Origin of the sequence: Rhodococcus olei, assembly GCF_039540555.1 — a bacterium.
Classification (GTDB): Bacteria; Actinomycetota; Actinomycetes; order Mycobacteriales; family Mycobacteriaceae; genus Rhodococcus_G; species Rhodococcus_G olei.
Map to the genome: position 1 here is coordinate 351,116 of NZ_BAABFB010000029.1, position 23,685 is coordinate 374,800.

The window sequence follows — 23,685 nt, forward strand, 5'->3', positions numbered from 1 at the left end:
TTTCCCATGTCGGTCTCCGCCTACCGGGCCCGCAGCCGCACCGGCAGGTGGTCCTTCGGCACCGGGAGGGTGGAGTTGTCGAGTTCCCAGCGATAGTCGTCGGGCACCGACCACTCGTACCGGAGCAGCATGTTGTGCATGATCGTCTTGATCTCCATCTGCGCGAAGTACAGGCCGATGCACTTGTGCACCCCACCGCCGAACGGCATCCAGGCGTAGCGGTGCACCTTGTCCTCGGCGCGTTCCGTCATGAACCGGTCGGGGTCGAAGCGTTCCGGATCGCTCCACAGCGCGGGATCGTGGTGGTTGACCATGCCGATGGCGGCGACGTAGGTGCCTTTCGGGATGTGGTGCCCGCAGATCTCGGTGTCCTCGATCGCCCGCCGGGGCAGCCCGGGCACCGGGGCGTTGAGCCGCAGCGACTCCTTCATGATCCGGTCCAGGACGGTGAATTCGTCGAGGGTGTCGTAGGAGATCTCGGGTGGCAGGTTCCGCGACTGCTCGCGGGCCCTCTCCTGCCACTCCGGATACCGGGCCATGTAGTACGCCATCGTGGTCAGGGTGATCGTGGACGTGTCGTGGGCGGCCATCAGCACGAAGATCATGTGGTTGACGACGTCCTCGTCGGTGAAGGTGTGGCCTTCCTCGTCCTGGGCGTGACACAGCACGGAGAACAGGTCGGGGGTGGGCGTGGCGCGTTTCGCGGGCAGGTGCTCGTGGAAGAAGTCCTCGAGCACCCTGCGGCCGGCGAGCCCGCGGGCCCACCGGGTTCCCGGGATGTTCCGGCGGATGATCGAGAGCCCGGCCCCGACGCAGTCGACGAACGCCTTGTTGATCCGGTCCGCCTCGGCGCGGGGGAGGTCCAGGCCGAGGAAGATCTCCAGGGCGAGATCGAGGGTCACCTGCTTGAACTCGTCGAGCAGTCGAACGTCGTCCCCGACGGGGAGGTGCGCGACCCGGTCCGCGAGCATCGGCTGCATGTCCTGCAGGTAGCCCTTGAGATGGGTGTTCGTGAAGGCCTGCTGCATGATTCGCCGGTGGTGGCGGTGTTCCTCGAAGTCCATCAGCATGATGCCGCGGCGGAAGAAGGGCCCGATGAGGAATCCCCAGGCCGGCTCGTTCGCGAAGGCCTTCTGGCGGTTCATCGCGATGGCCTCGCACCCGTCGGCGGTCAGCGGGATCACGAACTCGAGGCCGAACGACTTGATGTAGGTGATGTCGCCGTACTCCGCGCGGCGCTTGGCGATCATCGTGATCGGGTCGTGGAAGAAGCGCAGCACCTCGAGCACACCCGGGTCACCCGTGCCGTGGATCGGCTTCAGCCCGCTGCCCGTGGGAACGGTGGCCAGCTGCTTGCGACGCATGCGATCTCCTGGAGGTCGTCGTTCGGTGGATGGTCAGGCGGGGGCGTTGTGCCGGCGACGAGGATCGACGCCGGCGCGCCGCCACGCGTCGCGGGCCCACGGCAGGTACAGCACCCCGAGAGGTAGCCGGTTGAACACCGGATCGAGCGCCCGCATCATGCGGGCGAAACGCTGAAAGCGCTTCTCCTTCTTGTCATCCCACTCGAGTCCGCACACCTCGCGCATCTGCGGCGGCACGGTGCCGACGACGACCGTGCGGGTGAAGGCATTCAGCGGCGCGGACAGCACCTTCCAGACGGGCGCCGGGATCCGGCGGGGGCCGGGGACGCCCTTCCGGATGTACCCGGTGGCGTAGACGATCGTCCTGGTCGGGACGAACCGGTCGAGCATCCGATCCCAGTACTCGACGAACTCCGCGTAGGTCTGTGGCTGGCCGCGGTCGCTGACCCCGTACAGCCGGTACCAGGCCTTGCTCTCCTCGAAGATCTGCTCCTTCTCCGCGTCCGACAGCCGGCGGATGAACGTGTCGGTGACATAGAGGACCTGGTCGACGAAAGTGGCGTGCGCCCAGTAGAACAGCTCGGGGTTCAGCGCATGGTAGCGCGATCCGTCGGCGATGGTGCCCTTGATCGGCCGGTGGAAGTCGCGCACCGTCCGGCCCCAGGCGTGCGGGTCCTCGCTGTAGACGGTCTTCATGATCGGCGGGCCGCTGCGCTTCGCCCGGCCGATCGTGTCCGCGAAGATCACCGAGTGGTCCTCGACCGCCTGGCCGAGCTGCTCGATGCAGTTCTCGGTGCCGGCGAGCCGCTGGAAACCGAGCACGCCGCGGACGTCGCCGTAGAACTTCCACACCAGCGAGTCGGGCCCCAGGGGCGCAACGAGGTCGGCGATGTCGTCGTCGACCGGCATCGGCACCGCCTCGCGGATGCCCTCGTCGAATCCCCGCCGCTCCCGGCCGCCGGTGGCGCTCCCGCTGTCGGACTCCTCGATGGACGTCATGTGTACTCCTGTCGCGTAGGACGGTGAAACAAAAACGTCTCTATGTGTCAGGAGGCTATCAACGTGGTGCGTCTCACACAAGGGGTCGCGAGTGCCCCGCCCGGTCGCGGCCCGGGGCGCGGACTTCCGACCGAAGTTACTGGCTGGTAATTTGGCGTCGACACCGACGAGGAAAGGTCGAGCCGTGACCGCGCTGCTGTTCAACCCGAACACCTACGACCCGCAGGAATTCGATCCGGAGACCCGCAGACTGCTGCGCGCCACCATCGACTGGTTCGAGTCCCGCGGCAAACAGCAAGTGCTGCAGGACGATCTGGAGGCGGTCTGGGCCGCGGACTTCCTGGACTTCGTCCGCGAGGAGAAGTTGTTCGCCACGTTCCAGACACCGGCCGCGTTCGCCGACGGCGACGGCGAGCGGCGCTGGGACGCCGCCCGCAACGCGGCACTGAGCGAGATCCTCGGCTTCTACGGTTTGCCGTACTGGTATGCCTGGCAGGTCACCGTCCTCGGCCTCGGCCCGATCTGGATGAGCGACAACGCCGACGCGGGCCGCCGCGCCGCGGCGCAACTCGTCGACGGCGGGGTGATGGCGTTCGGACTGTCCGAGCGGACACACGGCGCCGACGTCTATTCCACCGACATGCTCCTCGCTCCGGCCGGAGGAGAGGACGGGGTCGCGTTCCGGGCGACCGGCGAGAAGTACTACATCGGCAACGGCAACGTCGCGGGCATGGTGTCGGTGTTCGGTCGGCGCACCGACGTCGGGGGGGCCGACGGCTACGTCTTCTTCGTCGCGGACAGCAGCCACCCGAACTACCACCTGATCGACAACGTCCTGCGCAGCCAGATGTACGTGAGCACCTTCCGGCTCGAGGACTACCCGGTGCGCGACGAGGACGTCCTGCACACCGGGGTCGCGGCGTTCGAGGCCGCGCTCAACACCGTCAACGTCGGCAAGTTCAACCTGTGCACCGGATCCATCGGCATCGCCGAGCACTCGTTCTTCGAGGCGATCACCCACGCGCACAACCGGATCCTGTACGGCAAGCCGGTGACCGACTTCGCGCACGTGCGCGCGAACTTCGTCGACGCGTACGCCCGCACGATCGCGATGAAGCTGTTCAGTGCCCGCGCCGTCGACTACTTCCGCAGCGCGTCCCGGGACGACCGGCGCTACCTGCTGTTCAATCCGATGACGAAGTCCAAGGTGACGACGGAGGGCGAGAAGGTCGTCGGGCTGCTGCACGACGTGATCGCCGCGAAGGGGTACGAGAAGAGCACCTACTTCCAGGAGGCGGTGCGGTACATCGGCATGCTGCCGAAGCTCGAGGGCACCGTCCACGTCAACGTCGGCCTGGTGCTCAAGTTCATGCCCAACCATCTGTTCGCTCCCGCCGACCTTCCGGAGGTCGGCACCCGCCGCGACGCCGCCGACGACGTGTTCTTCTGGAACCAGGGCCCGACCCGCGGTGCGGCGAAGGTTCGGTTCCACGACTGGACGAGCGCCTACCAGCGGTTCTCCGACGTGCCGAACGTCGCCCGGTTCTTCGAGCAGGCGCGGGCGCTGACCGTGCTGCTGACCACCGCGCCGCCCGCCGAGGAGCAGCGCGAGGACCTCGACTTCATGTTGGTGATCGGCCACCTGTTCTCGCTGGTCGTGTACGGGCAGCTGATCCTCGAGCAGGCCGACCTGACCGACGTCGACCGCGACCTCGTCGACCAGATCTTCGACTTCCAGATCCGCGACTTCTCCGGTCACGCGGTCGCGTTGCACGGCAAGGCGTCGTCGACACCGGCGCAGCAGCAGTGGGCACTCGGCGCGATCCGCAAGCCGGTGGTCGACACCGCCCGCTTCGACCGGATCTGGGACCAGGTCGCGGCGTACGACGGGGCCTACGAGATGCGCCCGTAGTCGGCGCCGGTCGGTGCCCGCGCCCGCGGCAGGTTCGGCCGGTGGCGGGCGCGGGTACGAAGTCCGCCGGTCGGTCCGTCGCCCGCCGCGCCCTCACCCGCCGTGTCGGCGGTGCCGCGCGGAACGCCTGCTCACGTCGAGGTGGACACCTTGATAAACAGGTGTCCGGCAAATAGGGTCGGGGACCGTCGGCGAGGCGTTCGTCACAGTGCGAGGAGGCATCGGTGGAGTTTGGCATCACCCTGTTCACGAGCGACCGGGGAATCACCCCCGCGGCCGCGGCGCAGGCGGCGGAGCGGTTCGGGTTCGACTCGTTCTACGTTCCCGAGCACACCCACATTCCGGTTCGCCGCGACGCAGCGCACCCCCAGACCGGGGACGAGACCCTGCCCGACGACCGGTACATGCGCACACTCGACCCGTGGGTGGCGCTCGGCACCGCCGTGTCGGTGACCGAGCGGATCCGGCTCGGCACCGCGGTCGCGCTGCCGGTCGAACACGACCCGATCACCCTCGCGAAGACGATCGCGTCCCTCGACCACCTGTCCGGCGGCCGGGTCACCCTCGGTGTCGGATACGGCTGGAATCTCGACGAACTCACCGACCACGGCGTCCCCACCGGCAAGCGTCGCACCATGCTGCGTGAGTACCTGGAGGGCATGCAGGCGTTGTGGTCGCAGCAGGAGGCGTCCTACTCCGGTGAGTTCCTCAGCTTCGGGCCCAGCTGGGCGTGGCCGAAACCGATTCAGCAGCCTCGGGTTCCGATCATCGTCGGCGCCGCGGGCAACGAGAAGAACTTCAAGTGGATCGCGCGTGCCGCGGACGGCTGGATGACCACCCCGATCGAGCAGGACATCGACGACAACGTGCTGCTGCTGCGCAAGACGTGGGAGGCGGCCGGCCGCGAGGGCTCGCCGCGGATCGTGGTGCTCGATCGCAAGCCCGTTCCCGAAACCCTGGCGCGCTGGGAGGATCTCGGCGTCGACGAAGTGGTGTACGGGCTGCCCGACGCCGACGAGGCGACCGTCGTCGCCTACCTCGAGCGGCTCGCCGGCAAGCTCGGCCGCTCGTCGGCCGCGGGCTGAGCGGGCGGTCTCAGCCCAGCGCCTGGATCCGGCCCTGCTTGCGGGCCTGCGCCAGCCCCCGTCGCGCCAGGAAACCGTTGGCCAGCAACAGGACCGTCTTCTGTGGCGGTGCCCGGAACCCGGACTCGGTGTGCGGCGCGTACACCGCGTCCGCGTCGGTGACCTCGAGCCACCCGGTGTTCTGGCGGGACTCGAGGCCGACGAGCTGGGACCGGTAGGAATGGGCGAGCAGGCCTGCGCGGCGTCCGCCGGGCGGCACGAAGTCGGGCACCCGCAGGTGCACACCCTCGACATCCGCCGACCCCACCTCGACCGGAACGACGGCCGGGTACCGGTCCTGTCCCCGGTAGGCGAGCAGCACGTGCGGCAGCCGCGCCGCGCGCCGGCCGGTCCGGGCGGCGTCCACGCGGGGGGCGGTGCCGTTCTTCGGCGGGGTCTGCGGAGCGGCGCCCTCGGGTAACGGCGCGCCGGTGACCACGGGTGTGCCGGCCGCGCGGAGGTCGGGCCAGGCGACGACCCGCGTCACGGTCACCGTCACCAGCACCCGATCCTCGTAGTAGGCGTGCAGCCACCGGTCCCAGAACCGGCCGCGGCGAGGTTCGCCGAGGTATCGCGACGACTGTCGGGCGATCTCGTCGAGTGTGGCGCGATCGGGGTGTGGATCGAAGCGCGCCTCGCCCTGGGCGAGCACGAACCGAGGATTGGTGCGGTCGCCGACGCCGTGCTCGCGGGCGTGGTAGGCGAGGGCGACGCGAGGATCGTCCCGAATCCGCTCGAGCTTGCGTCCGAAGCCGAGCGAGGTCGTGAAACCGACCGTGCCGCGCTCGCGGTCGCGCAGACCGATCGGTGCCACGGACGTCACGACCGCCCCGCCCGCGGGAGTGAGGCAGGCGAGAGCACAGGTCAGATCGCCACCGATGACATCGTCGACGCTGTCGGACCAGGAGACCGGCATGGTGCGAGCCTACCGTTGTCCGTCCCGCGACTTCCCGCGTTCGCGCTGCCGAGGTCCCGGTTGTGCCGGAGGATCGAGTCGACCACCTACGACAGCTCGCCGACATCATCGGAGGTCACTGTGAACGTCGCGTTGTGGATCGTTGCGGGTGTACTGGCGGCGGTGTACCTGGCTGTGGGGGTGGCGAAACTCGCCATCCCCTACGACAGGCTCACCGCGAACAAGAACATGGCCTGGGCCGGCGACTTCTCCCCGGGTGCGGTCAAGGCGATCGGCGCGGTCGAGGTGCTCGGTGCGGTGGGGCTGATCCTGCCGCAGGCCACCGGGGTCGCGGAGGCGTTGACGCCGTGGGCCGCGGTGGGTCTCGTCCTCGTGCAGGCCGGCGCGATCGTCGTGCACGCGCGCCGGGGCGAGCTCGCGGCGACGCTGCCGGTGAACCTGGTGCTCCTCGTGCTGGCGGCCTTCGTGGCGATCGGACGCTTCGCCGGCTGGGGCTGACCCACCGCGAACCATGTTGACAGCATGCTGTCAGTCATGACAGCATGCTGTCATGACTGAGACAGTTCACGTCGCCGTGTACGACACCTTCGCCGACTGGGAGATCGGGTACGCGATCGCCCACATCAACAAGCCTCTCTGGCACAAGGATCCGGGCCGCTACACCGTCGCCACGGTGGGCGCCACGGATCGTCCGATCACGACGATGGGCGGAATGCGCGTCGTCCCGGACACCACGCTGGACGCGATCGGTCCGGGTGACAGCGCGATGCTCATCCTCGCCGGCAACGACATCTGGCACACCGCGCAGTTCGCGCCGTTCGCCGACAAGGCCCGGGAGTTCCTCGATGCCGGGGTGCCCGTCGCCGCGATCTGCGGTTCGACCGGGGGACTGGCGCTGGCCGGTGTGCTCGACGACCGCGAGCACACCAGCAACGCGGCGGAGTTCCTGCAGAGTGTCGGCTACCGGGGCGGGCACCTCTACCGGGACGAGCCGGCCGTGACCGATCGTGATCTGGTCACCGCGAGTGCGACGGCGCCGGTCGAGTTCGCGCGGGAGATCCTCGAACGCCTCGACGTGTTCGATCCCGACACCCTCGCCTCGTGGTTCAGGCTCTACGGCCTGCGGGATCCGGCGGGCTTCCACGAGCTCATGGCCCGATGAGCGAGCACGGGGAGCAGGAGCTGCTCAGTGGCCTCGCCCTGTCCGCGTTCCGGCTCAACGGGCAGTTTCTCGAGGTGGCCGAGGGTCTGTCGCGGCCGGTGGGCCTCACCGCGGCGTGGTGGCAGGTCCTCGGCGCGGTCCTGACCGAGCCGTTGTCGGTCGCCGCGATCGCCCGCGAGATGGGGATCACCAGACAGAGTGTGCAGCGGACAGCCGACCTGCTGGTCGAGCGCGGACTCGCCGAGTACCGCCCCAATCCGGCCCACCGGCGGGCCAAACTCGTCGCCCCGACCGGGGCCGGGCGCGACGCGATCTCGGGGATCGATCCCGGCCACGCCGCGTTCGCGCGCCGCCTCGCCGACGCCATGGGGGAGCGGGATCTGACGGATGCGCTCGCCGCGATGCGGCGGCTCTCGGCGGTGCTCGACGAACTGGCCGTCCCGTCGCGTCCGTGAGTGGGTCCGGCCCCGGACCGGGCCGGACCCACTCACGAACGGCGTTGTCGCACCTACCCCTTGGCCGCGGAGATGCCGGCGCGGCGGCCGTAGAAGCTGCCGTCGCCGAGCGAGGTTCCGGACGCATAGCCGCCGGCGCAGACGCCGGCGGTGCAGCGGCCGGCGGCGAACAGGCCGGGAATCGGCTCGCCGGACACGTGCAGCACCTCGGAGTCGATCGTGGTGCGCAGGCCGCCCAGGGTGAAGCCGGCCGTGCAGTTCCGCAGGTCCAGCGCGGCGATCGGGGTCCCGATCGGCTTGACCCACTCCGGCTTCGTGCCGAGCACCGGATCCTCGCCGTTCTCGGCGTGCCGGTTGTACACCTCGACCGTCGCCTGCAGGGTGCCGGCCGGCAGGCCCATGTCGGACTCGAGCTCCTCGACCGTCTCGGCCACCCACTTCGGCTGGAAGCGGAAGAACGGCGTCGAACTCGTTGCCGCGCAGCCCTCCTCGTAGGCGGCCTCGTCGATGATCAGGTACGCCTGGTTCTCGTTGCGCAGCAGGGTCTCCTGACCGATCCGGCCGGGGTAGGTGTCCTCGTTGACGTAGCGCTGGCCGCGGCCGTTGACCAGGATGCCGCGAACCATCAGCTGCGGGTCGCCGAAGAACGCGACCTCCGTGGCGTCCATGTGCGCCAGGTCCGCGCCGATCGCCTGCGCCATCCGGATGGCCTTGCCGTCGTGCTCCTCGATCGCGGCGCCGGGCCTGCCGATCAGCCGCGGCGCGAACGACTGCACCATCTCCTTGTTGTAGGCGAAGCTGCCGGTGGCCAGCACGACGCCGCGGCGGGCGCGGATCGCGAGTTCCTTGCCGTACTGCTTGGCGACGATGCCGACGACCCGACCGGTGTCGTCGACGACCAGTCGCTGCACCCGCATGTCGTACTCGGCTCGGACACCGAGCTTCTCGGCGGTCTCGACGAGCGGCTTCATCAGCATGTAGCCGCCGCCCTTCTCGCCGGTGCGCTTGTCGCTCATCTGCGGGATGTGCCCACGCGGCGCGGGTGTGGCGATCTCCTTGAACGGTGCGGCGTTCTCGCCGCCCGAGTACATCAGCCCGTCGTCGAACGGGGTCTCCCAACCGGGCTGGCCGTAGAAGCTCTCCTTGAACGGCACTCCGTTGTCGACGAGCCAGTTGTAGTGGTCGACGCTGCCGTTGCAGTAGTCGGTGATCTTCTCCTCGTCGGCGCCCGGTCCGAGGGCGGCCATCATGAACGCCTTCATGTTCTCGGGGGTGTCCTCGAATCCGAGCGCCTTCTGCAGCGGTGTGCCGCCACCGAGATAGATGAACCCGCCGGCCAGGGCGGCCGCGCCACCCCATCCGCTGGTCCGCTCCAGGACGAGCACCTCGGCGCCCGCGCGGGCGGCCTCGATCGCGGCGCTGACACCGGCGATGCCGTAGCCGGCGATCACGACGTCGGCCTCGCGGTGCCAGGTCTCGACACTCGCGGCGGACTGGGGACGGATGGGGTTGGCCTCGGCCATCGGGAATCGGATCCTTACTCGTCGTCGGTTGTTGCCGTGGTGCAGTATTTCGGCTGCGGGATCAGGGTGTGGCCGAATCCGGAGACTCGCCGTTCGCGGCGGCCGCCTTCGCCGCCGCCCGGGCCGCCTTCCGGCGGTCCGCCTGCACCGCGATCAGGGCGTTGTTCAGGCCCGTCGCGAGCGGCCAGCCGACGTAGTGGCAGAGGAAGATCGCGGCCTCCTCGACCTGCTGCTCGGTCAGTTCCTCGTTGTGCAGTGCGGCGTTGATCTGGATCTTCGCGACGTCGGTCTGCCCCTGCGCGGCGATCGCGCCGAGGAGCAGCAGCCGGCGGTCGCGCAGTGACAGGCCGGGCCGGGTCCAGATGTCGGCGAACAGGTGATCCGCGGTGACCGCGAAGAAGTCGCCGGGAACGTCGGCCGGCATCTCCCAGCCGTACACCTGGTTCATCATCGCGACGCCGCGCTCGCGGGCCTCGGTGAGCCGGGATCGCTTGTCGTCGGTCATGCGTGCTCCTCGGTGGTTGCGGATGCGGCGATCGTGCCGGTGCCGACGCCGAGCCCAGGACCGAGACCGGTCAGGGCCCGGGTCGCGAGCGGGAGGTCGACGCCCTGCCGGTCGCCGAGGTCGAGCGCGAGTGCGAGATCCTTCTCGCCGAGGTTGCGGACGTGCGAGAGGATCGAGAACCAGGGATCGGACTCGGCGACCGGCGCGGTGGTCTCGCGCAACATGATCGCCCCGGCCCCGCCGGTGATCGCGTCGGTGTGCCGGACCACCTTCCCGAGCACGCGGAGGTCGAGCCCCGCGGCCTCGGCCAGGCGCTGCGCCTCGGTCGCGGCGGTGAACGAGATGAAGTGGAGCAGGTTGCGGGCCAGCTTCATCCGGGTGCCTGCGCCCACGTCCCCGGCGTGCACGACGAGTTCGGCGAACCGGCCGAACGGCCCGGACACCGCCGCGAACGCCTCGTCGGAGCCGCCGACCATCACCGCCAGCCGGCCCTGCCGCGCGCCGGGGGCGCCGCCGCTGATCGGCGCGTCGATCAGGTGGACGCCGGCGCCCCGGCAGATCGCCGCCAGTTCGACCGCGGTGGTGTCGGAGATCGTCGAGTGCACCGCGACGACGGTGCCCGGGCCTGCGGTGGCGAGGATGCCGTCCGGCCCGGCGACGACGTCCCGGACCTGGGCGTCGTCGAGGACGGTCACCGAGATCACCGTCGCCTGCGCGGCGACCGCGGCCGGCGTCGCCGCCGCACGGGCACCGGCCGTGACGAACGGTTCGACCGCCTCCGCACGCGCGTCGCACACGACGAGGCCGCCCGGCCAGTCCAGCAGCCGCGTGGCCATCGGCGCGCCCATGTTGCCGAGACCGATGCAACCGACGGTGACGGCGGTCTCGTTCGGATCGGGTGCGGTCACGAGCGGTACACCTGCCCGCCGTCGACGTTGAAGATCTGCCCGGTGATCCAGCTCGCGTCGTCGGAGAGCAGGAACAGGCACAGACCGGTGAGGTCCTCGGGGGTTCCCATGCGCTGCAACGGGATTCTCTTGACCATCTCGGAGACGATGTTGCCGGGGGTGACGGTGCGCGTGGCCTCGGTGTCGATCGGGCCGGGCGCGATCGCGTTGATGCGGATCTTCGACCAGCCGAGCTCGGTGGCGAGCTGCTGGGTGAGGCTGTTGATGCCGGCCTTCGCCAGGCCGTAGTAGTTCGAGTACAGCCAGGCCGCGGTCGACGACTGGTTCACGATCGAACCGCCCTTCGCCCGCATGTGCGGGACCACCGCGCGGCACACCAGCAGCGCGCCGTCCATGTTCACGCTCATGAACTTCCGGTAGTAGTCCCAGTCCACGGTCAGCAACGAGTCGATCTTCATGCCGCCGTAGATCGCGGCGTTGTTCACCAGGTGGTCGATCCCGCCGAACCTCTCGATCGTCGCGTCGGCCAGCGCCTGTGCCGACGCCCCGTCGGCGACGTCGACCCGCTGGAAGACGGCCGAGCCGCCGTCCGCGACGATCTGTTTGGCGACCTGCTCGCCCAGCTCGCCGTTGAGGTCGGCGACCACCACGTTCGCGCCCTCGGCGGCCAGCGCCCGGGCATACCCTTCGCCGATACCCTGCGCTGCGCCGGTGACGATGGCGGTGCGTCCGTCGAAACGTCCCATTGTCGAATCCTGCTTTCTGTCGAGTCGAGCGCTAGGAGGCGGCCGGGCCGGCGACGAGCTTGGTCTCGAGGTACTCCTCGAAGCCCGCGACGCCCATCTCCCGGCCGATGCCGGACTGCTTGTAGCCGCCGAACGGGGCGTCGGCCGAGTACCAGAGGCCGCCGTTGACGCCGAGGGTGCCGGTGCGCACCCCGCGGACCACGTGTTCGACGCGGTCGGGGTCGGTGCCCCACACCGTCCCGGACAGGCCGTACGGCGAGTCGTTGGCGATCCGGATCGCGTCCTCGTCCCCGTCGTGAGGAAGGATCACCAGAACCGGGCCGAAGATCTCCTCCTGCGCGACGCGGGACGAGTTGTCCAGGCCGGCAACGAGAGTCGGCTGGACGAAGAATCCGCGTTCCTGGCCCTCGGGGCGGCCGCCGCCGGTGACGAACGTGCCGCCCTCCTCGATCGCCAACGCCAGGTACCCCTCGACGCGGTCGCGTTGTCTCGCCGAGATCAGCGGGCCGCAGACGGTTCCGGACCGGGTGGGATCGCCGACCCGGACGCCGGCCATCGCGGCCGCCGCGGCGGCGACCGCCTCGTCGTACCGCTCCCGTGGCACCAACAGTCGCGTGCTCAGTGCGCAGCCCTGGCCGGCGTGCACCGACACCGAGAACGCGGCCACCGAGCAGGCGGCCGTGAGGTCGGTGTCGTCGAGGACGATGAACGCGGACTTGCCGCCGAGTTCGAGGAAGACCTTCTTCAGCGTCTCGGACGCCGCGGCCATCACCGTCCGGCCGGTGGCCGTCGACCCGGTGAACGAGATCAGGTCGACCCGCGGGTCGCGGCACAGTTGCTCACCGAGCGAGTGATCGGTGGAGGTGACGACGTTGACGACCCCGGCCGGGATCTCGGTCTCCTCGGCGATCACCCGACCGACCAGCGCCGCGCACCAGGGGGTGTCGGGGGCGGGTTTGAGCACGATCGTGTTGCCCGCCGCGAGCGCGGGGCCCAGCTTCGCGAAGTTGATCTGGTGGGGAAAGTTCCACGGGGTGATCGCGCCGACGACGCCGACCGCTTCCTTGAGCAGGCGGCGGTGGGTGGGAATGCCCATCGGCGTGGCGTTCCCGAGATCGTCTTCCCACGAGTAACTCTCGGCGAGACCGGCCCAATAGCGCAGGTCCTCGATCGGGCCCTCGAGCTGGGGTCCGGCGGTGAGCATCGCCGGCGCGCCGACCTCGGCGATCGTGATCTCGCGCAGCTCCTCGATGTGGGACTGGAGGGCATCGCACAGCTGGCGCAGGCAGCGGGCGCGGAACGCGTGGTCGCGGGACCAGTCGGTGGTGTCGAACGCGCGGCGGGCCGCCGCGATCGCGGCATCCATGTCCGCGGCGGTCGCCTCGGCCGCGCGGCCGATCACGTCCTCGGTTGCGGGATTGACGATCTCGAAGGTGCCGCCGGTGCCGGGAACCAGCTTGCCGTCGACGAGCAGTGCCGAGCTGTCGGCAGGTCGAAGCGTCATGCGCGAGCCTTCCTCAGTGCGCGAAACAGGGCTTCTGGACAGGTGTCTGGACTATAGTTCGCACAGATGTCACACGCAATGGGTTTCGGGCGTAAGAGAATTCGGTTCGGTTCTCGACAAACCGCGGCCGCTGTGCCTACTGTGGGCACCGCCCCGACGCCCCGGGGGATCGAACCTCCGGGCTGCGGGTCGGGTGCGTATCTCGTTTCCCTGTTCGCTGGATCGAAGGGAGTGTCGTCATGGGTCGATCGAGTGGCGCGGCCGGGACCGTCCGGCCGCCCCGTGCGGGATCGGACCGGTAGGGCGCGAGCCCTGCTGACCAGCGGCTATGGCACGTCACGCGATCCGGGATCCGGCCCGGAAGGATGGTTCCGGACGAGAAACTGTAGTAATGTCTGGACACGTGTCTAGTGATCATGTCTCCAGTCCCGGCGTTTCCGGTCGCGGTGTTTCCGGTCGCAGTTTCGAGTCCACGCGCCGGCGCCTGACGCCGAAGCAGGCCGAGACCGTGGACCGGCTGTGTGCGGCCGCGGTGGACGTCCTGCGGGAGGAGGACTTCGCCGGTCTGACGGTGCGCACCGTCGCGGCACGTGCCGGTGTCGGCCCGGCTACGGCGTACACCTACTTCTCGTCCAAGGAACATCTGGTCGCGGAGGTGTTCTGGCGGCGACTGTCGCAGTCGCCGCGGCCGGACACCGACGGACACGACCGCACCGGCCGGGTGGTCGCGGTGCTGCGGGACATCGCCCTGCTGCTCGCCGACGAACCCGGACTGTCGGGTGCGGTCACCAATGCGCTGCTCGGCAGCGACCCCGACGTCGAGCACCTGCGCGTGCGCATCGGGCTCGAGATCCGGGAGCGCCTCGAGGACGCGCTGGGTGGCAATGCCGACCCCGACGTCCTCGAGACCCTCGAACTTCTCTACGCCGGAGCGTTGCTCCGAGCCGGCATGGGCTACGGGTCCTACGCGGACCTGGCTGATCGGCTGGAGCGTTCCGCCACAATGATATTGGAGTGATCACATGCTGGACTCGACCGGTGGCACGACCCGAGGCGAGACCCTGATCGACCCGGTGGTCTTCAACCCGTACGACTACGCCTTCCACGAGGACCCGTACCCGACCTACGCGCGGCTGCGTGCGGAGGCGCCGCTGTACCACAACCCGGAGATCGGGTTCTGGGCCTTGTCGCGGCACGCGGACGTGCAGGAGGCGTTCAAGGACAACACGCGGTTGTCCAGTGCCAACGGCGTCTCGCTGGACCCGGCCGCCTACGGTCCGCACGCCCACCTGGTGATGTCCTTCCTGGCGATGGACGACCCGCGGCACATGCGCCTGCGGCAGTTGGTCTCGCGCGGGTTCACGCCGCGTCGCGTCGGCGAGCTCGACGGCCGGATCCTCGAACTCACCCGGCAGTACCTGGATCCGGCGCTGGCGGCGGGCGAGTTCGACTGGATCGCCGAGGTCGCCGGCAAGCTGCCGATGGACGTGATCTCCGAGCTGATGGGCGTGCCGGGGCCGGATCGCGCCGAGCTGCGCCGGCTCGCGGACCTGGTCGTGCATCGCGAGGACGGTGTCCTCGACGTCCCGCAGGCGTCCGTGGCGGCGTCGATCAGCCTGATGGGCTACTACAAGGACATGATCGAGCAGCGTCGCCGCTCGCGTACCGAGGACCTGACCTCGGCGCTGCTCGACGCGGAGATCGACGGCGACAAGCTCTCCGACCAGGAGATCCTCGCGTTCATGTTCCTGATGGTCGTCGCAGGCAACGAGACGACGACGAAGCTGCTCGGCAACGCCCTGTACTGGGGCGGACGCCATCCCGACCAGGTCGCCGGGGTGCTCGGTGACCCCGACCGGGTGCCGGACTGGGTCGAGGAGACGCTGCGATTCGACACCTCCAGCCAGATCGTCGCCCGCACCACGGCCGTCGACGTCGAATACCACGGGCGGACCGTGCCTGCGGGGGAGAAGATGCTCCTGCTGATCGGCTCCGCGAACCGGGACGGCGAGGTGTTCGAGGACGCGGACGAGTTCCAGATCGGCCGCGACAGCACGAACAAGATCGCGAGTTTCGGTGGCGGCGTGCACTTCTGCCTCGGCGCTCACCTCGCGCGGCTCGAGGCGAACGTCGCGCTCACCGAGTTCGCCAGGCTCGTCCGCGGATACGAGGTCGACGAATCCGGAATCGAACGTGTCCATTCGACCAACGTGCGGGGCTTCGCCGCCCTGCCGGTGAAGGTGCAGGTGCGCTGATGCCCCGTTTCGAACCCAACCCCGACCGTCGGCCGACGCTGATCAGCGGCGCCTCCTCCGGAATCGGTGAGGCGACCGCCTACGCGCTCGCCGAGCTCGGCCATCCGGTCGCTCTCGGTGCCCGGCGGGTCGAGAAGTCCGCGGAGATCGCCGAGAAGATCCGCGGCAACGGGGGAGAGGCGTTCGCGCACTTCCTCGACGTCACCGACACCGACTCCGTCGACGCCTTCGTCACCGCCTCCGAGGCGGCACTGGGTCCCGCGGAGATCGTCGTCTCCGGTGCCGGCGACCTCGAGTTCGGTGAGGCCGACCGGATGGACCCCGTGCGCTTCGCCACGCAGATCGACGTGCACCTGGTCGGGGCGCAGCGACTCGCGCACCGGGTGCTGCCGGGGATGCGGGAGCGCCGCCGCGGCGACTTCGTGCTGATCGGGTCCGACTGTGCCGACCGGCAGCGTCCGGGAATGGGGGCCTACGACGCCGCCAAGGCCGGCCTCGAGGCGATGGGGCGGCAGATGCGAATGGAACTCGAGGGCACCGGAATTCGGGCGTCGATCGTACGACCGGGTCCCACGTTCACCGGCATGGGCATGGATGCGACCCCGGAGACCCTGGCCCCGGTCGCCGAGCTGTGGACCAAGTGGGGTTTCGCTCGGCACGGCTACTTCCTGCGGGCCTCGGACCTCGCGAACGCGGTCGTCGCGGTGGTGACCGCGCCGCGCGGCGTGCACCTGGTCCTCGTCGAGGCCCAGCCGGAGGCGCCTCTGACGCCCCTTCCGACCCCCGACACGAAGTGACGGTGATCCCGATGCCCCTTCCCCATCCACCCCGCGTGTCCGGCGGCGAACACGAGCACGGGCACCTCGAGGAGCTGCGCACCGATCCGATCGCGCTGATGCGCCGGGTCCGGGACGAGTGCGGCGACGTCGGCGTCTTCCGCCTCGCCGACCGCGACGTGGTGCTGCTCTCCGGGGCCGAGGCCAACGAGTTCTTCTTCCGCTCCGACGACGAGGATCTCGACCAGCAGGCCGCGTACCCGTTCATGAAGCCGATCTTCGGCGAGGGCGTGGTGTTCGACGCCAGCCCGGAACGCCGCAAGGAGATGCTGCACAACTCCGCGCTGCGGGGCGAGCAGATGAAGGGGCACGCGACCACGATCGGCGTCGAGGTCGAGAACATGGTCGCCGACTGGGGCGACGAGGGCGAGATCGACCTCCTCGAGTTCTTCGCCGAACTGACCATCTACACGTCGTCGGCCTGCCTGATCGGCAAGAAGTTCCGCGACGAGCTCGACGACCGGTTCGCCCGGCTCTACCACGAGCTCGAACAGGGAACGGACGCGATCGCGTTCGTCGACCCGTACGCGCCGATCGAGAGCTTCCGGCGTCGTGACGCGGCTCGGCTCGCGCTCGTCGAGCTCGTCCAGGGCATCATGAACGGCCGGATCGCGAACCCGCCCCGCGGCAAGGCGGACCGCGACATGCTCGACGTCCTGGTGTCCATCCGGGACGAGGACGGCACCCTGCGGTTCACCGCCGACGAGATCACCGGCATCTTCATCTCGATGATGTTCGCCGGCCACCACACCACGTCCGGCACCGCCGCGTGGTCCCTGATCGAGCTGCTGCGCCATCCGGACGCGAAGGCGCGGGTGACGACCGAACTCGACGAGTTGTACTCGGACGGCGCGGACATCAGCTTCCACGCCCTGCGGCAGATCCCGGTGCTCGAGGCGGTGATCAAGGAGTCGCTCCGCCTGCACCCGCCGCTGATCATCCTGCTGCGGGTCGCGCGCGGCGACTTCGAGGTCGGCGGCTTCGCGATCGACGAGGGCAACCTGGTCGCCGCGACCCCGGCGATCTCGAACCGGATCCCGGAGGACTTCCCGGACCCCGACACGTTCGACCCGGGCCGCTACATCGACCCGAACCAGGAGGACATCGTCAACCGGTGGACGTGGATCCCGTTCGGGGCCGGGCGCCACCGCTGCGTCGGTGCCGCGTTCGCGCAGATGCAACTCAAGGCGATCTTCTCGATCCTGTTGCGGGACTACGAGTTCGAGATGGCGCAGCCCGCGGACAGCTACCGGAACGACCACAGCAAGATGGTCGTGCAGCTGCAGCAGCCGTGCCGGGTGCGCTACCGCAGACGCGCCGCTCGCGCCGGGACCGCCGGCGCCGGTGTCGGTGTCGCCGCCGCACCGACCGGCTGTCCGGTCGACCACACCGCGAGCGAGGCGTGACGATGCGCGTCGAAGCCGATCTCGACCTGTGCCAGGGGCACGCCGCCTGCGAGATGGAGGCGCCGGACGTGTTCACCGTCCCGAAGCGCGGCACGGTGACGATCCTCGAGCCGCACCCGCCCGAGTCGCTGCGGGCAGACGTGGAGAACGCCGTCCGCTACTGCCCGACCCGGGCGCTGCGCCTGATCGAAACGACGGCACCGCCGTCCAGCGAAGACTGACCACCCGAGACCGACCCACACCACAGACATTCGAGGAGTGACGATGACCGGATTCGACCGCGCCGAGCTCGACGAGATGGTCGAGCGGTGGGTGGACGCGAACAGGAAGGCGGAGTCCGCCGGTGACTGGAAACCGTTGGCGGACATGTACACCGAGGACGCGACCTACGGCTGGAACTACGGTCCGAAGCAGGACTTCATGGCGGTCGGGCGCGAGGAGATCCGCTCCGTCGCGCTCGGCCTCGAGATGGAGGGGCTCGAGGGCTGGCAGTACCCGTACCAGGAGTTCGTCGTCGACGAGCGCAGCGGCAGCGTGATCGGGCTGTGGAAGCAGGTCTCCGACGCCACCCGCCCGGACGGAACCGCCTACTCGGTGTACGGCATCGGGGGCAGCTGGTTCCGCTACGGCGGCAACTTCCAGTGGTCGTGGCAGCGGGACTTCTTCGACTTCGGCAACGTGTCGGCGCTGTTCGTGGAGATGATCCAGAACAACGCGCTGTCGACGGGCATGCAGGCCCGCATCCAGCGGTCCGTCTCCGGCGAGAAGCTCCCGGGCTGGTACCCGGCCGGCCAGGAACCGGTCCCGCTGTGGTGAGCGCCGAGGCGGAGCCGTCGATGAGCACCGAGGCGGAGCCGTCGATGAGCACCGAGGCGGAGCCGTCGATGAGCACCGAGCGCCAGCCGGCCCGCTCGTTCGCGGCGCTCTCCCGTACCGACCTCGCGACCCTGGTGCCGGAACTGCTGCTGTGCGGTCAGCTGATCGACCGATCCGGCATGGCCCACCTGATCGGCGAATTCGGCCGTGAGGGGATGACGCAGGTCGCGATCGAGGAGTGGCAGGCGTCGAGCCCCTGGTACACCCGGCGGATGCAGAAGGCGCTGCGGTACGAGGGCGACGACGTGGTGACCATCTTCAAGGGCCTGCAGCTCGACATCGGTGCGCCGCCGCAGTTCATGGACTTCCGCTACCGTGTCGACGACCCGCAGCACGGGGAGTTCCGGCTCGACCACTGCGGCGCGCTGATGGACGTCGAACCGCTCGGCGACGAGTACGTCACCGCGATGTGCCACGACATCGAGGACCCGACGTTCGACGCGACCGCTCTGGCCACCAACCCGCACGCACAGGTGCGGCCGGTCCACCGGCCGCCGCGCCGGCCGGCGGACCGGCACCCGCACTGCGCCTGGACGGTGACCATCGACGACGCGCACGTGCCTCCGGTCACGGCGCCGCACACCGCGCAGATCGGCCGGACCGCAGCGGTGTCGGTCGAGCTCAGTCCGATCGAGACCGGTGGAGGGGGTGCCGACGACTACTCCGGGCCGCTGCTCTCGGACGTGCGGTTCGGGGACTTCTCCCGGTCCGCGCTGGTGCGGATCGCCGAGGAGGTGTGCCTGCAGCACCACCTGCTGGCGCTCGGTTTCCTGATCGCGGTCCGCAAGCGGGTCGACGAGGGCAAGGCGCGCGAGATCACCCGCAAGCAGCTCACCGGCATCGCCGGTGTGGCCGCGCAACGAATCCGGGACGCGCTCGGGCTGCCCGACGATCTCGAGGGCCTGGCGACCGTGCTGTCCCTGCATCCGCTGCTCAGTCCGAAACAATACGTGCACAACGAGGTTCGACTGGATGGGCAGCGCCTCGAACTGTGGCTCGGCCGTGACGGACTGGTCGATGCCGACGGCGGCTGGCCGGCGCTGATCGACGGCGAGCACCTCGACGCGCTGCAGGCGCTGGTCCGCGGCGTGAATCCGCACTTCACGGTGCGAGTGGTCGGCGAGGACGCGGCGGGACTGACGGTGGCCGTCGACCGCACCGCGGAGCCGGCTCCGGAGTGCGTCGAGGTGGCGATCACCAAGGTGAGCACCGGTGCCGCATTCGTTTTCAAAGATCGCGGAATTCCGTTGCCGCTCTATGTAGTCTGAGCGGCCACACAGCCAAAGGACATTCGCATGGCCTACACGTTCGCGGACCTGTTCGAACATTCGGTGGACGCAATGCCCGACCGCCTCGCGATGATCGTCTCCGCCGAGGAAGTCACCTATCGCGAGCTCGACGAGCAGGCCAACCGGCTCGCGCACCACCTCGAGGATGCGGGTTTCGGCGTGGGCGCCCACATCGGCATCCACATGCACAACGCGATCGAGACGATGGTCGCGATCATCGCGGCCTTCAAGATCCGCGCGGTGCCGTTGACCGTCAACTTCCGCTACACCGCCGACGAGCTGCGGTACCTGTACGACAACGCCGACCTCGAGGCGCTGGTCTTCCACCGCGGCTTCGCGGACCGGATCGCCGACGTCCTTCCCGCGGTGCCCCGGATCCGGCACCTGATCTCGGTCCCCGACGTACTGGCGAGCTGGGACGAGGTGGAGATCCCCGGCGCGGTGCGGTACGAGGACGTCCTGGCCGCGGGAGATCCCGGTCGGGGCTTCGGGGAGCGACGTCCCGACGACCTCTACGTCTTCTACACCGGCGGCACCACCGGCCGGCCCAAGGGCGTCGTGTGGCGGCACGAGGACATCTGGCGGGTGCTCGCCGGCGGCATCGACTTCTACACCGGCGAACCGATCGCCGACGAGTACCAGCAGTCCCGGAACGGGGTGGCCGCGGGGGAGGCGATGCGGTGGGTGATGCTGCCGCCACTGATCCACACCTCGGCGATGATGCCGACCTTCAACGCCCTGTTCTCCGGGAACACGGTGATCATGCACCCGACGTTCGACGCCGACCGTGTCTGGGAGAGCGTCGCACGGCACCGGGCGCAGGTCATGGTCATCACCGGTGACGCGATGGGCCGTCCGCTGGTGGAGTCCTTCCGGGAACAGGACCGGGACACGTCGAGTCTCGGCGTCGTCGCGTCCGGTGCCGCGCTGTTCTCGGCGGCGGTCAAGGACGCCTTCTTCGACGCGATGCCGAACCTGATGATCTCCGACTCGGTCGGATCCTCCGAAACCGGTTTCGGGGGAATCGGATTTGCGACCAAGGGTTTCGAACAGCACGGCGGACCGAGGGTGTCCGGAAACAAGTACTCGGTGGTCGTCGACGACGAGAACCGGGCGTTGGCGCCGGGTTCCGGTGGCGAGGGCCGGCTCGCCAAGCTCGGCAACGTCCCGATCGGCTACTACAACGACCCGGACCGGACCGCGGAGATCTTCCGCACGGTGACCGGACTGCCTGCGGACCACCCCGGGGGCCCGACCCAGCGGGCGGTGGTCACCGGCGACCGAGCCCGGATCGAGGACGACGGCTCGATCACCCTGCTCGGCCGCGGCGACATGGTCGTCAACACCGGCGGCGAGAAGGTGTTCGCCGAGGAGGTCGAGGCCGTCGTCAAGGCGCACCCCGACGTCTACGACGCGATCGTGATCGGTGTCCCCGACGAGCGCTGGGGCAGCCGGGTCGCGGCGGTGCTGTGCGCCCGCCCCGGTGTCACCCCGGACTTCGAGTCCGTCGAGAAGCACACCCGAAGCCGGCTCGCCGGCTACAAGATCCCCCGCACCTTCTGGATGACACCCGAGGTGGTGCGCACGCCCAGCGGCAAGCCCGACTACGGGTGGGCCAAGCGCCATGCGGAGGCGAACAGCCCCACCCATCGCATCGACTAGGCGTCCGCGCGCCGGTCACCCGAGGAGTTCAGTGCACATGGCCGACACCGACAGCCCCGAGCTCGACCTACCGGCGGGGTTCGACTTCACCGATCCGCAGCTGCACGGGCAGCGGGTGCCGTTCGAGGAATACGCGACGCTGCGCAGGTGTGCGCCGGTCTGGTGGAACGCGAAGCCCCCGGGCGTCGACGGTTTTCCCGACGACGGGTTCTGGGTGGTCTCCCGGCACGCCGACATCCGCGACGTGTCCCTGCGGCCCGACGACTTCTCCAGCAACGCGAACGGCGCCATCCCCCGTCACGAGGAGACCATCTCGCCGGAGGAGCTCGAGGTGACCAAGAACGTCCTGATCAACAAGGACGCACCCGAGCACACCCAGCTGCGCAAGCTGGTCTCGCGCCTGTTCACGCCCCGTTCGGTGGAGTCGATGCGAGAGGAGCTGGCGGAGCGGGCCGACCGGATCACCTCCGCCGCGGTCTCGAACGGCACCGGCGACTTCGTCCACCAGGTCGCCAGCGAGCTTCCGATGCAGGCGATCTCGGAGCTGCTCGGAGTTCCCGCCGAGGCCCGCCAGCAGCTGTTCGAGTGGTCGAACCAGATGACCGGGTACGACGACGAGACGCTCGCCGGCGCGTCGCGCATGGCCTCGGCGCAGATCCTGGGCTACGCCTACGAACTGGCCGAGGCGCGGCGCGCCGAGCCACTCGACGACATCATCTCGAAGCTGGTGCACGCCGACGTCGACGGGCAGGCGCTGACCCCGGAGCAGTTCGGCTTCTTCGTCATCATGCTCGCCGTCGCGGGAAACGAGACCACGCGCAACGCAACCACTCTCGGAATGATCGCGTTCCTGGAGCACCCCGAGCAGTGGGAGCTCTACAAGCGGGAGCGGCCCGCGACGGCGGCCGACGAGATCATCCGCTGGGCGTCCCCGTTGATCTCGCAGCAGCGCACCGCACTCGTCGACACCGACATCGCGGGCACCCCGATCGCGAAGGGACAGCGTGTGGTCCTGCTGTATGGGTCCGCGAACTTCGACGAGGAGGTCTTCGCGAACCCCACCACGTTCGACATCCTGCGGGATCCGAACCCGCACCTCGCGTTCGGCGGCACGGGTCCGCACTACTGCATCGGGGCGAACCTGGCCCGCATGGAGATCGACCTGATCTTCAACAAGATCGCCGACCGCATGCCGGACATCGGCGTGCTCGGCGACCCGCGGCGCCTGCAGTCCGGGTGGATCAACGGCGTCAAGGAACTCCAGGTCGACTACGGCTGTCCGGTGACGCCGCCGGTCCCCACGGCGACCGGCGAGTGTCCGGTGGTGCACTGACCATGGCCACGCGGACGGGGTCGGCGGGACGTTCCGCCGCGGTGGCCGTGCGCGATCCGCTGCGCGGGCTCGGCCAGTTCTACCGGATGGCCGCCGACGTCGCAGTCGGGGTGGTGCGCACCCGGTTCCAGATCCAGGAGTTCCTCGAACAGAGCTGGATGATCGCCCGGGTGTCGATCGTCCCGACCGTCCTGGTGGCCGTGCCGTTCACCGTCGGGACGAGCACCGACAGGCGCTCGTCGACGCCGCCGCCACCGGGGCGCTCGCGTTGATCGACATGCACACCGACACCGTTGACGCCGACCTCGACCGGCTCAGCGAGCTGACCACCGGTCGATTCGCCGGCGAGCTCTCCGACAGCGGATCCGGTGTCGTGCAGGCGATCCGGGATGCGGCGGTCAACGCCGACGGACGCGTCGACTCCGCCGCGCTGGCGAGCGAGAGCGGGGGAGGGGGCGTCGTCCTCGTCGCGGCCTCCGGCGCCGTCACGAACGCCGCCGGTCCGACCGCCACGCCGCGGAACTACCGGCTGCGCGTCACCGTCGACGATGTCGACGGCCGCTTGCTGATGTCGAACGTCGAGTTCGTGCCGTGACCGCGCGCGGCGGGACGACGCGGCCGGCTCGCGTGGTGGTGTGCGCACTGCTCGTCGCGGTGCTGGCGGCCGCGTTCGCGATGCTGTCCTGGATCAACCGGGACGCCGCGGCGGAAGAGGCCGCCCGCGTCGACGCTCTCGCAGCGGGACCGGCGCTGGTCGAGGACGTGCTCAGCTACACCCCCCCCGGACGGTCGACGCGGACGTGGCAAGAGCCGCGCAGGCCACCACCGGCGAGTTTCACGATCAGTTCGTCGAATATGCGGCGAAAACTGTTGTACCGCAGTCGAAAGAATCCGGAGTGAGTACGCGGTC

At 69.4% G+C, this 23,685-nt stretch carries 25 protein-coding genes; 17 read left to right on the forward strand and 8 right to left on the reverse strand.

What is annotated here, in order from left to right:
* Positions 1 to 20 precede the first annotated feature (20 nt).
* Positions 21 to 1,364 (reverse strand): cytochrome P450, encoded by a 1,344-nt coding sequence (locus ABD951_RS08150; RefSeq protein ID WP_345343431.1) that lies wholly within the window; start codon positions 1,362 to 1,364, stop codon positions 21 to 23.
* A gap of 33 nt (positions 1,365 to 1,397) precedes the next feature.
* Positions 1,398 to 2,273, reverse strand: coding sequence for an oxygenase MpaB family protein (locus tag ABD951_RS08155; protein ID WP_345343932.1), 876 nt, complete (start codon positions 2,271 to 2,273; stop codon positions 1,398 to 1,400).
* A 274-nt stretch (positions 2,274 to 2,547) separates the two neighbouring features.
* Between ABD951_RS08155 and ABD951_RS08160 the strand changes: the two genes are divergently transcribed.
* Together ABD951_RS08160 and ABD951_RS08165 are read left to right on the forward strand one after the other, a co-directional pair.
* Positions 2,548 to 4,275, forward strand: a complete 1,728-nt coding sequence (locus ABD951_RS08160) for an acyl-CoA dehydrogenase family protein (protein ID WP_345343433.1) — start codon at positions 2,548 to 2,550, stop codon at positions 4,273 to 4,275.
* Between the two features lie 224 nt (positions 4,276 to 4,499).
* A complete protein-coding gene (locus tag ABD951_RS08165) occupies positions 4,500 to 5,360 on the forward strand; it encodes an LLM class F420-dependent oxidoreductase (protein WP_345343435.1) in 861 nt (286 codons plus the stop codon).
* Between the two features lie 10 nt (positions 5,361 to 5,370).
* On the opposite strand, the gene ABD951_RS08170 is transcribed toward ABD951_RS08165, so the two are convergent.
* Positions 5,371 to 6,315 (reverse strand): pyridoxamine 5'-phosphate oxidase family protein, encoded by a 945-nt coding sequence (locus ABD951_RS08170; protein WP_345343437.1) that lies wholly within the window; start codon positions 6,313 to 6,315, stop codon positions 5,371 to 5,373.
* A gap of 120 nt (positions 6,316 to 6,435) precedes the next feature.
* Here ABD951_RS08170 and ABD951_RS08175 point away from each other — a divergent pair, with 120 nt between their 5' ends.
* Genes ABD951_RS08175 through ABD951_RS08185 form a run of 3 tightly spaced genes read left to right on the forward strand, consistent with a single transcriptional unit; the run spans position 6,436 to position 7,932 of the window.
* Entirely contained in the window at positions 6,436 to 6,813 is a 378-nt protein-coding gene (locus ABD951_RS08175; RefSeq protein WP_345343439.1) for a DoxX family protein, read from the forward strand.
* Between the two features lie 52 nt (positions 6,814 to 6,865).
* Positions 6,866 to 7,477: a type 1 glutamine amidotransferase family protein gene (locus tag ABD951_RS08180; protein WP_345343441.1), complete on the forward strand. Its 612-nt coding sequence runs from the start codon at positions 6,866 to 6,868 to the stop codon at positions 7,475 to 7,477.
* On the forward strand, positions 7,474 to 7,932 hold the full coding sequence (locus tag ABD951_RS08185; protein ID WP_345343443.1) for a MarR family winged helix-turn-helix transcriptional regulator: 459 nt from the start codon (positions 7,474 to 7,476) through the stop codon (positions 7,930 to 7,932). The genes ABD951_RS08180 and ABD951_RS08185 overlap by 4 nt, the downstream gene beginning before the upstream one ends.
* A 53-nt stretch (positions 7,933 to 7,985) precedes the next feature.
* Here the strand turns inward: ABD951_RS08185 and ABD951_RS08190 are convergent, their stop codons facing one another.
* The 5 genes from ABD951_RS08190 to ABD951_RS08210 form a co-directional block, all read right to left on the reverse strand.
* The gene (locus ABD951_RS08190) at positions 7,986 to 9,455 is read right to left on the reverse strand and encodes an FAD-dependent oxidoreductase (RefSeq protein WP_345343445.1); all 1,470 of its coding nucleotides are present in this window, start codon (positions 9,453 to 9,455) and stop codon (positions 7,986 to 7,988) included.
* Positions 9,456 to 9,516: 61 nt separating this feature from the next.
* Entirely contained in the window at positions 9,517 to 9,960 is a 444-nt protein-coding gene (locus tag ABD951_RS08195) for a carboxymuconolactone decarboxylase family protein (RefSeq protein WP_345343447.1), read from the reverse strand.
* A complete protein-coding gene (locus ABD951_RS08200; RefSeq protein WP_425569810.1) occupies positions 9,957 to 10,808 on the reverse strand; it encodes an NAD(P)-dependent oxidoreductase in 852 nt (283 codons plus the stop codon). Before ABD951_RS08200 ends, ABD951_RS08195 begins: the two co-directional genes overlap by 4 nt.
* Before the next feature lie 56 nt (positions 10,809 to 10,864).
* The gene (locus ABD951_RS08205) at positions 10,865 to 11,614 is read right to left on the reverse strand and encodes an SDR family oxidoreductase (protein ID WP_345343451.1); all 750 of its coding nucleotides are present in this window, start codon (positions 11,612 to 11,614) and stop codon (positions 10,865 to 10,867) included.
* A 31-nt stretch (positions 11,615 to 11,645) separates the two neighbouring features.
* The gene (locus tag ABD951_RS08210; RefSeq protein ID WP_345343453.1) at positions 11,646 to 13,118 is read right to left on the reverse strand and encodes an aldehyde dehydrogenase; all 1,473 of its coding nucleotides are present in this window, start codon (positions 13,116 to 13,118) and stop codon (positions 11,646 to 11,648) included.
* Between the two features lie 403 nt (positions 13,119 to 13,521).
* On the opposite strand from ABD951_RS08210, the gene ABD951_RS08215 reads away from it, so the two are divergent.
* The 12 genes from ABD951_RS08215 (at position 13,522) to ABD951_RS08270 (ending at position 23,675) form a co-directional block, all read left to right on the forward strand.
* A complete protein-coding gene (locus tag ABD951_RS08215; protein WP_345343455.1) occupies positions 13,522 to 14,136 on the forward strand; it encodes a TetR/AcrR family transcriptional regulator in 615 nt (204 codons plus the stop codon).
* Between the two features lie 4 nt (positions 14,137 to 14,140).
* Positions 14,141 to 15,373, forward strand: a complete 1,233-nt coding sequence (locus tag ABD951_RS08220) for a cytochrome P450 (RefSeq protein ID WP_345343457.1) — start codon at positions 14,141 to 14,143, stop codon at positions 15,371 to 15,373.
* Positions 15,373 to 16,170 carry an SDR family oxidoreductase gene (locus ABD951_RS08225; protein WP_345343459.1) on the forward strand — a complete coding sequence of 266 codons (798 nt, stop codon included), beginning with the start codon at positions 15,373 to 15,375 and terminating at the stop codon, positions 16,168 to 16,170. The genes ABD951_RS08220 and ABD951_RS08225 overlap by 1 nt, the downstream gene beginning before the upstream one ends.
* Before the next feature lie 11 nt (positions 16,171 to 16,181).
* On the forward strand, positions 16,182 to 17,615 hold the full coding sequence (locus ABD951_RS08230; protein WP_345343461.1) for a cytochrome P450: 1,434 nt from the start codon (positions 16,182 to 16,184) through the stop codon (positions 17,613 to 17,615).
* Between the two features lie 2 nt (positions 17,616 to 17,617).
* On the forward strand, positions 17,618 to 17,836 hold the full coding sequence (locus ABD951_RS08235; protein ID WP_345343463.1) for a ferredoxin: 219 nt from the start codon (positions 17,618 to 17,620) through the stop codon (positions 17,834 to 17,836).
* A gap of 43 nt (positions 17,837 to 17,879) precedes the next feature.
* Positions 17,880 to 18,431, forward strand: coding sequence for a YybH family protein (locus ABD951_RS08240; protein ID WP_345343465.1), 552 nt, complete (start codon positions 17,880 to 17,882; stop codon positions 18,429 to 18,431).
* Positions 18,432 to 18,499: 68 nt separating this feature from the next.
* On the forward strand, positions 18,500 to 19,759 hold the full coding sequence (locus ABD951_RS08245; RefSeq protein WP_345343935.1) for a hypothetical protein: 1,260 nt from the start codon (positions 18,500 to 18,502) through the stop codon (positions 19,757 to 19,759).
* A 27-nt stretch (positions 19,760 to 19,786) separates the two neighbouring features.
* Entirely contained in the window at positions 19,787 to 21,442 is a 1,656-nt protein-coding gene (locus tag ABD951_RS08250) for an acyl-CoA synthetase (RefSeq protein ID WP_345343467.1), read from the forward strand.
* A 37-nt stretch (positions 21,443 to 21,479) separates the two neighbouring features.
* The gene (locus ABD951_RS08255; RefSeq protein ID WP_345343469.1) at positions 21,480 to 22,775 is read left to right on the forward strand and encodes a cytochrome P450; all 1,296 of its coding nucleotides are present in this window, start codon (positions 21,480 to 21,482) and stop codon (positions 22,773 to 22,775) included.
* Positions 22,776 to 22,777: 2 nt separating this feature from the next.
* Positions 22,778 to 23,047, forward strand: coding sequence for an ABC transporter permease family protein (locus ABD951_RS08260; protein WP_345343471.1), 270 nt, complete (start codon positions 22,778 to 22,780; stop codon positions 23,045 to 23,047).
* A 5-nt stretch (positions 23,048 to 23,052) separates the two neighbouring features.
* Positions 23,053 to 23,370: a hypothetical protein gene (locus ABD951_RS08265; RefSeq protein ID WP_345343473.1), complete on the forward strand. Its 318-nt coding sequence runs from the start codon at positions 23,053 to 23,055 to the stop codon at positions 23,368 to 23,370.
* A complete protein-coding gene (locus ABD951_RS08270) occupies positions 23,367 to 23,675 on the forward strand; it encodes a hypothetical protein (protein WP_345343475.1) in 309 nt (102 codons plus the stop codon). The genes ABD951_RS08265 and ABD951_RS08270 overlap by 4 nt, the downstream gene beginning before the upstream one ends.
* Positions 23,676 to 23,685: the final 10 nt, after the last annotated feature.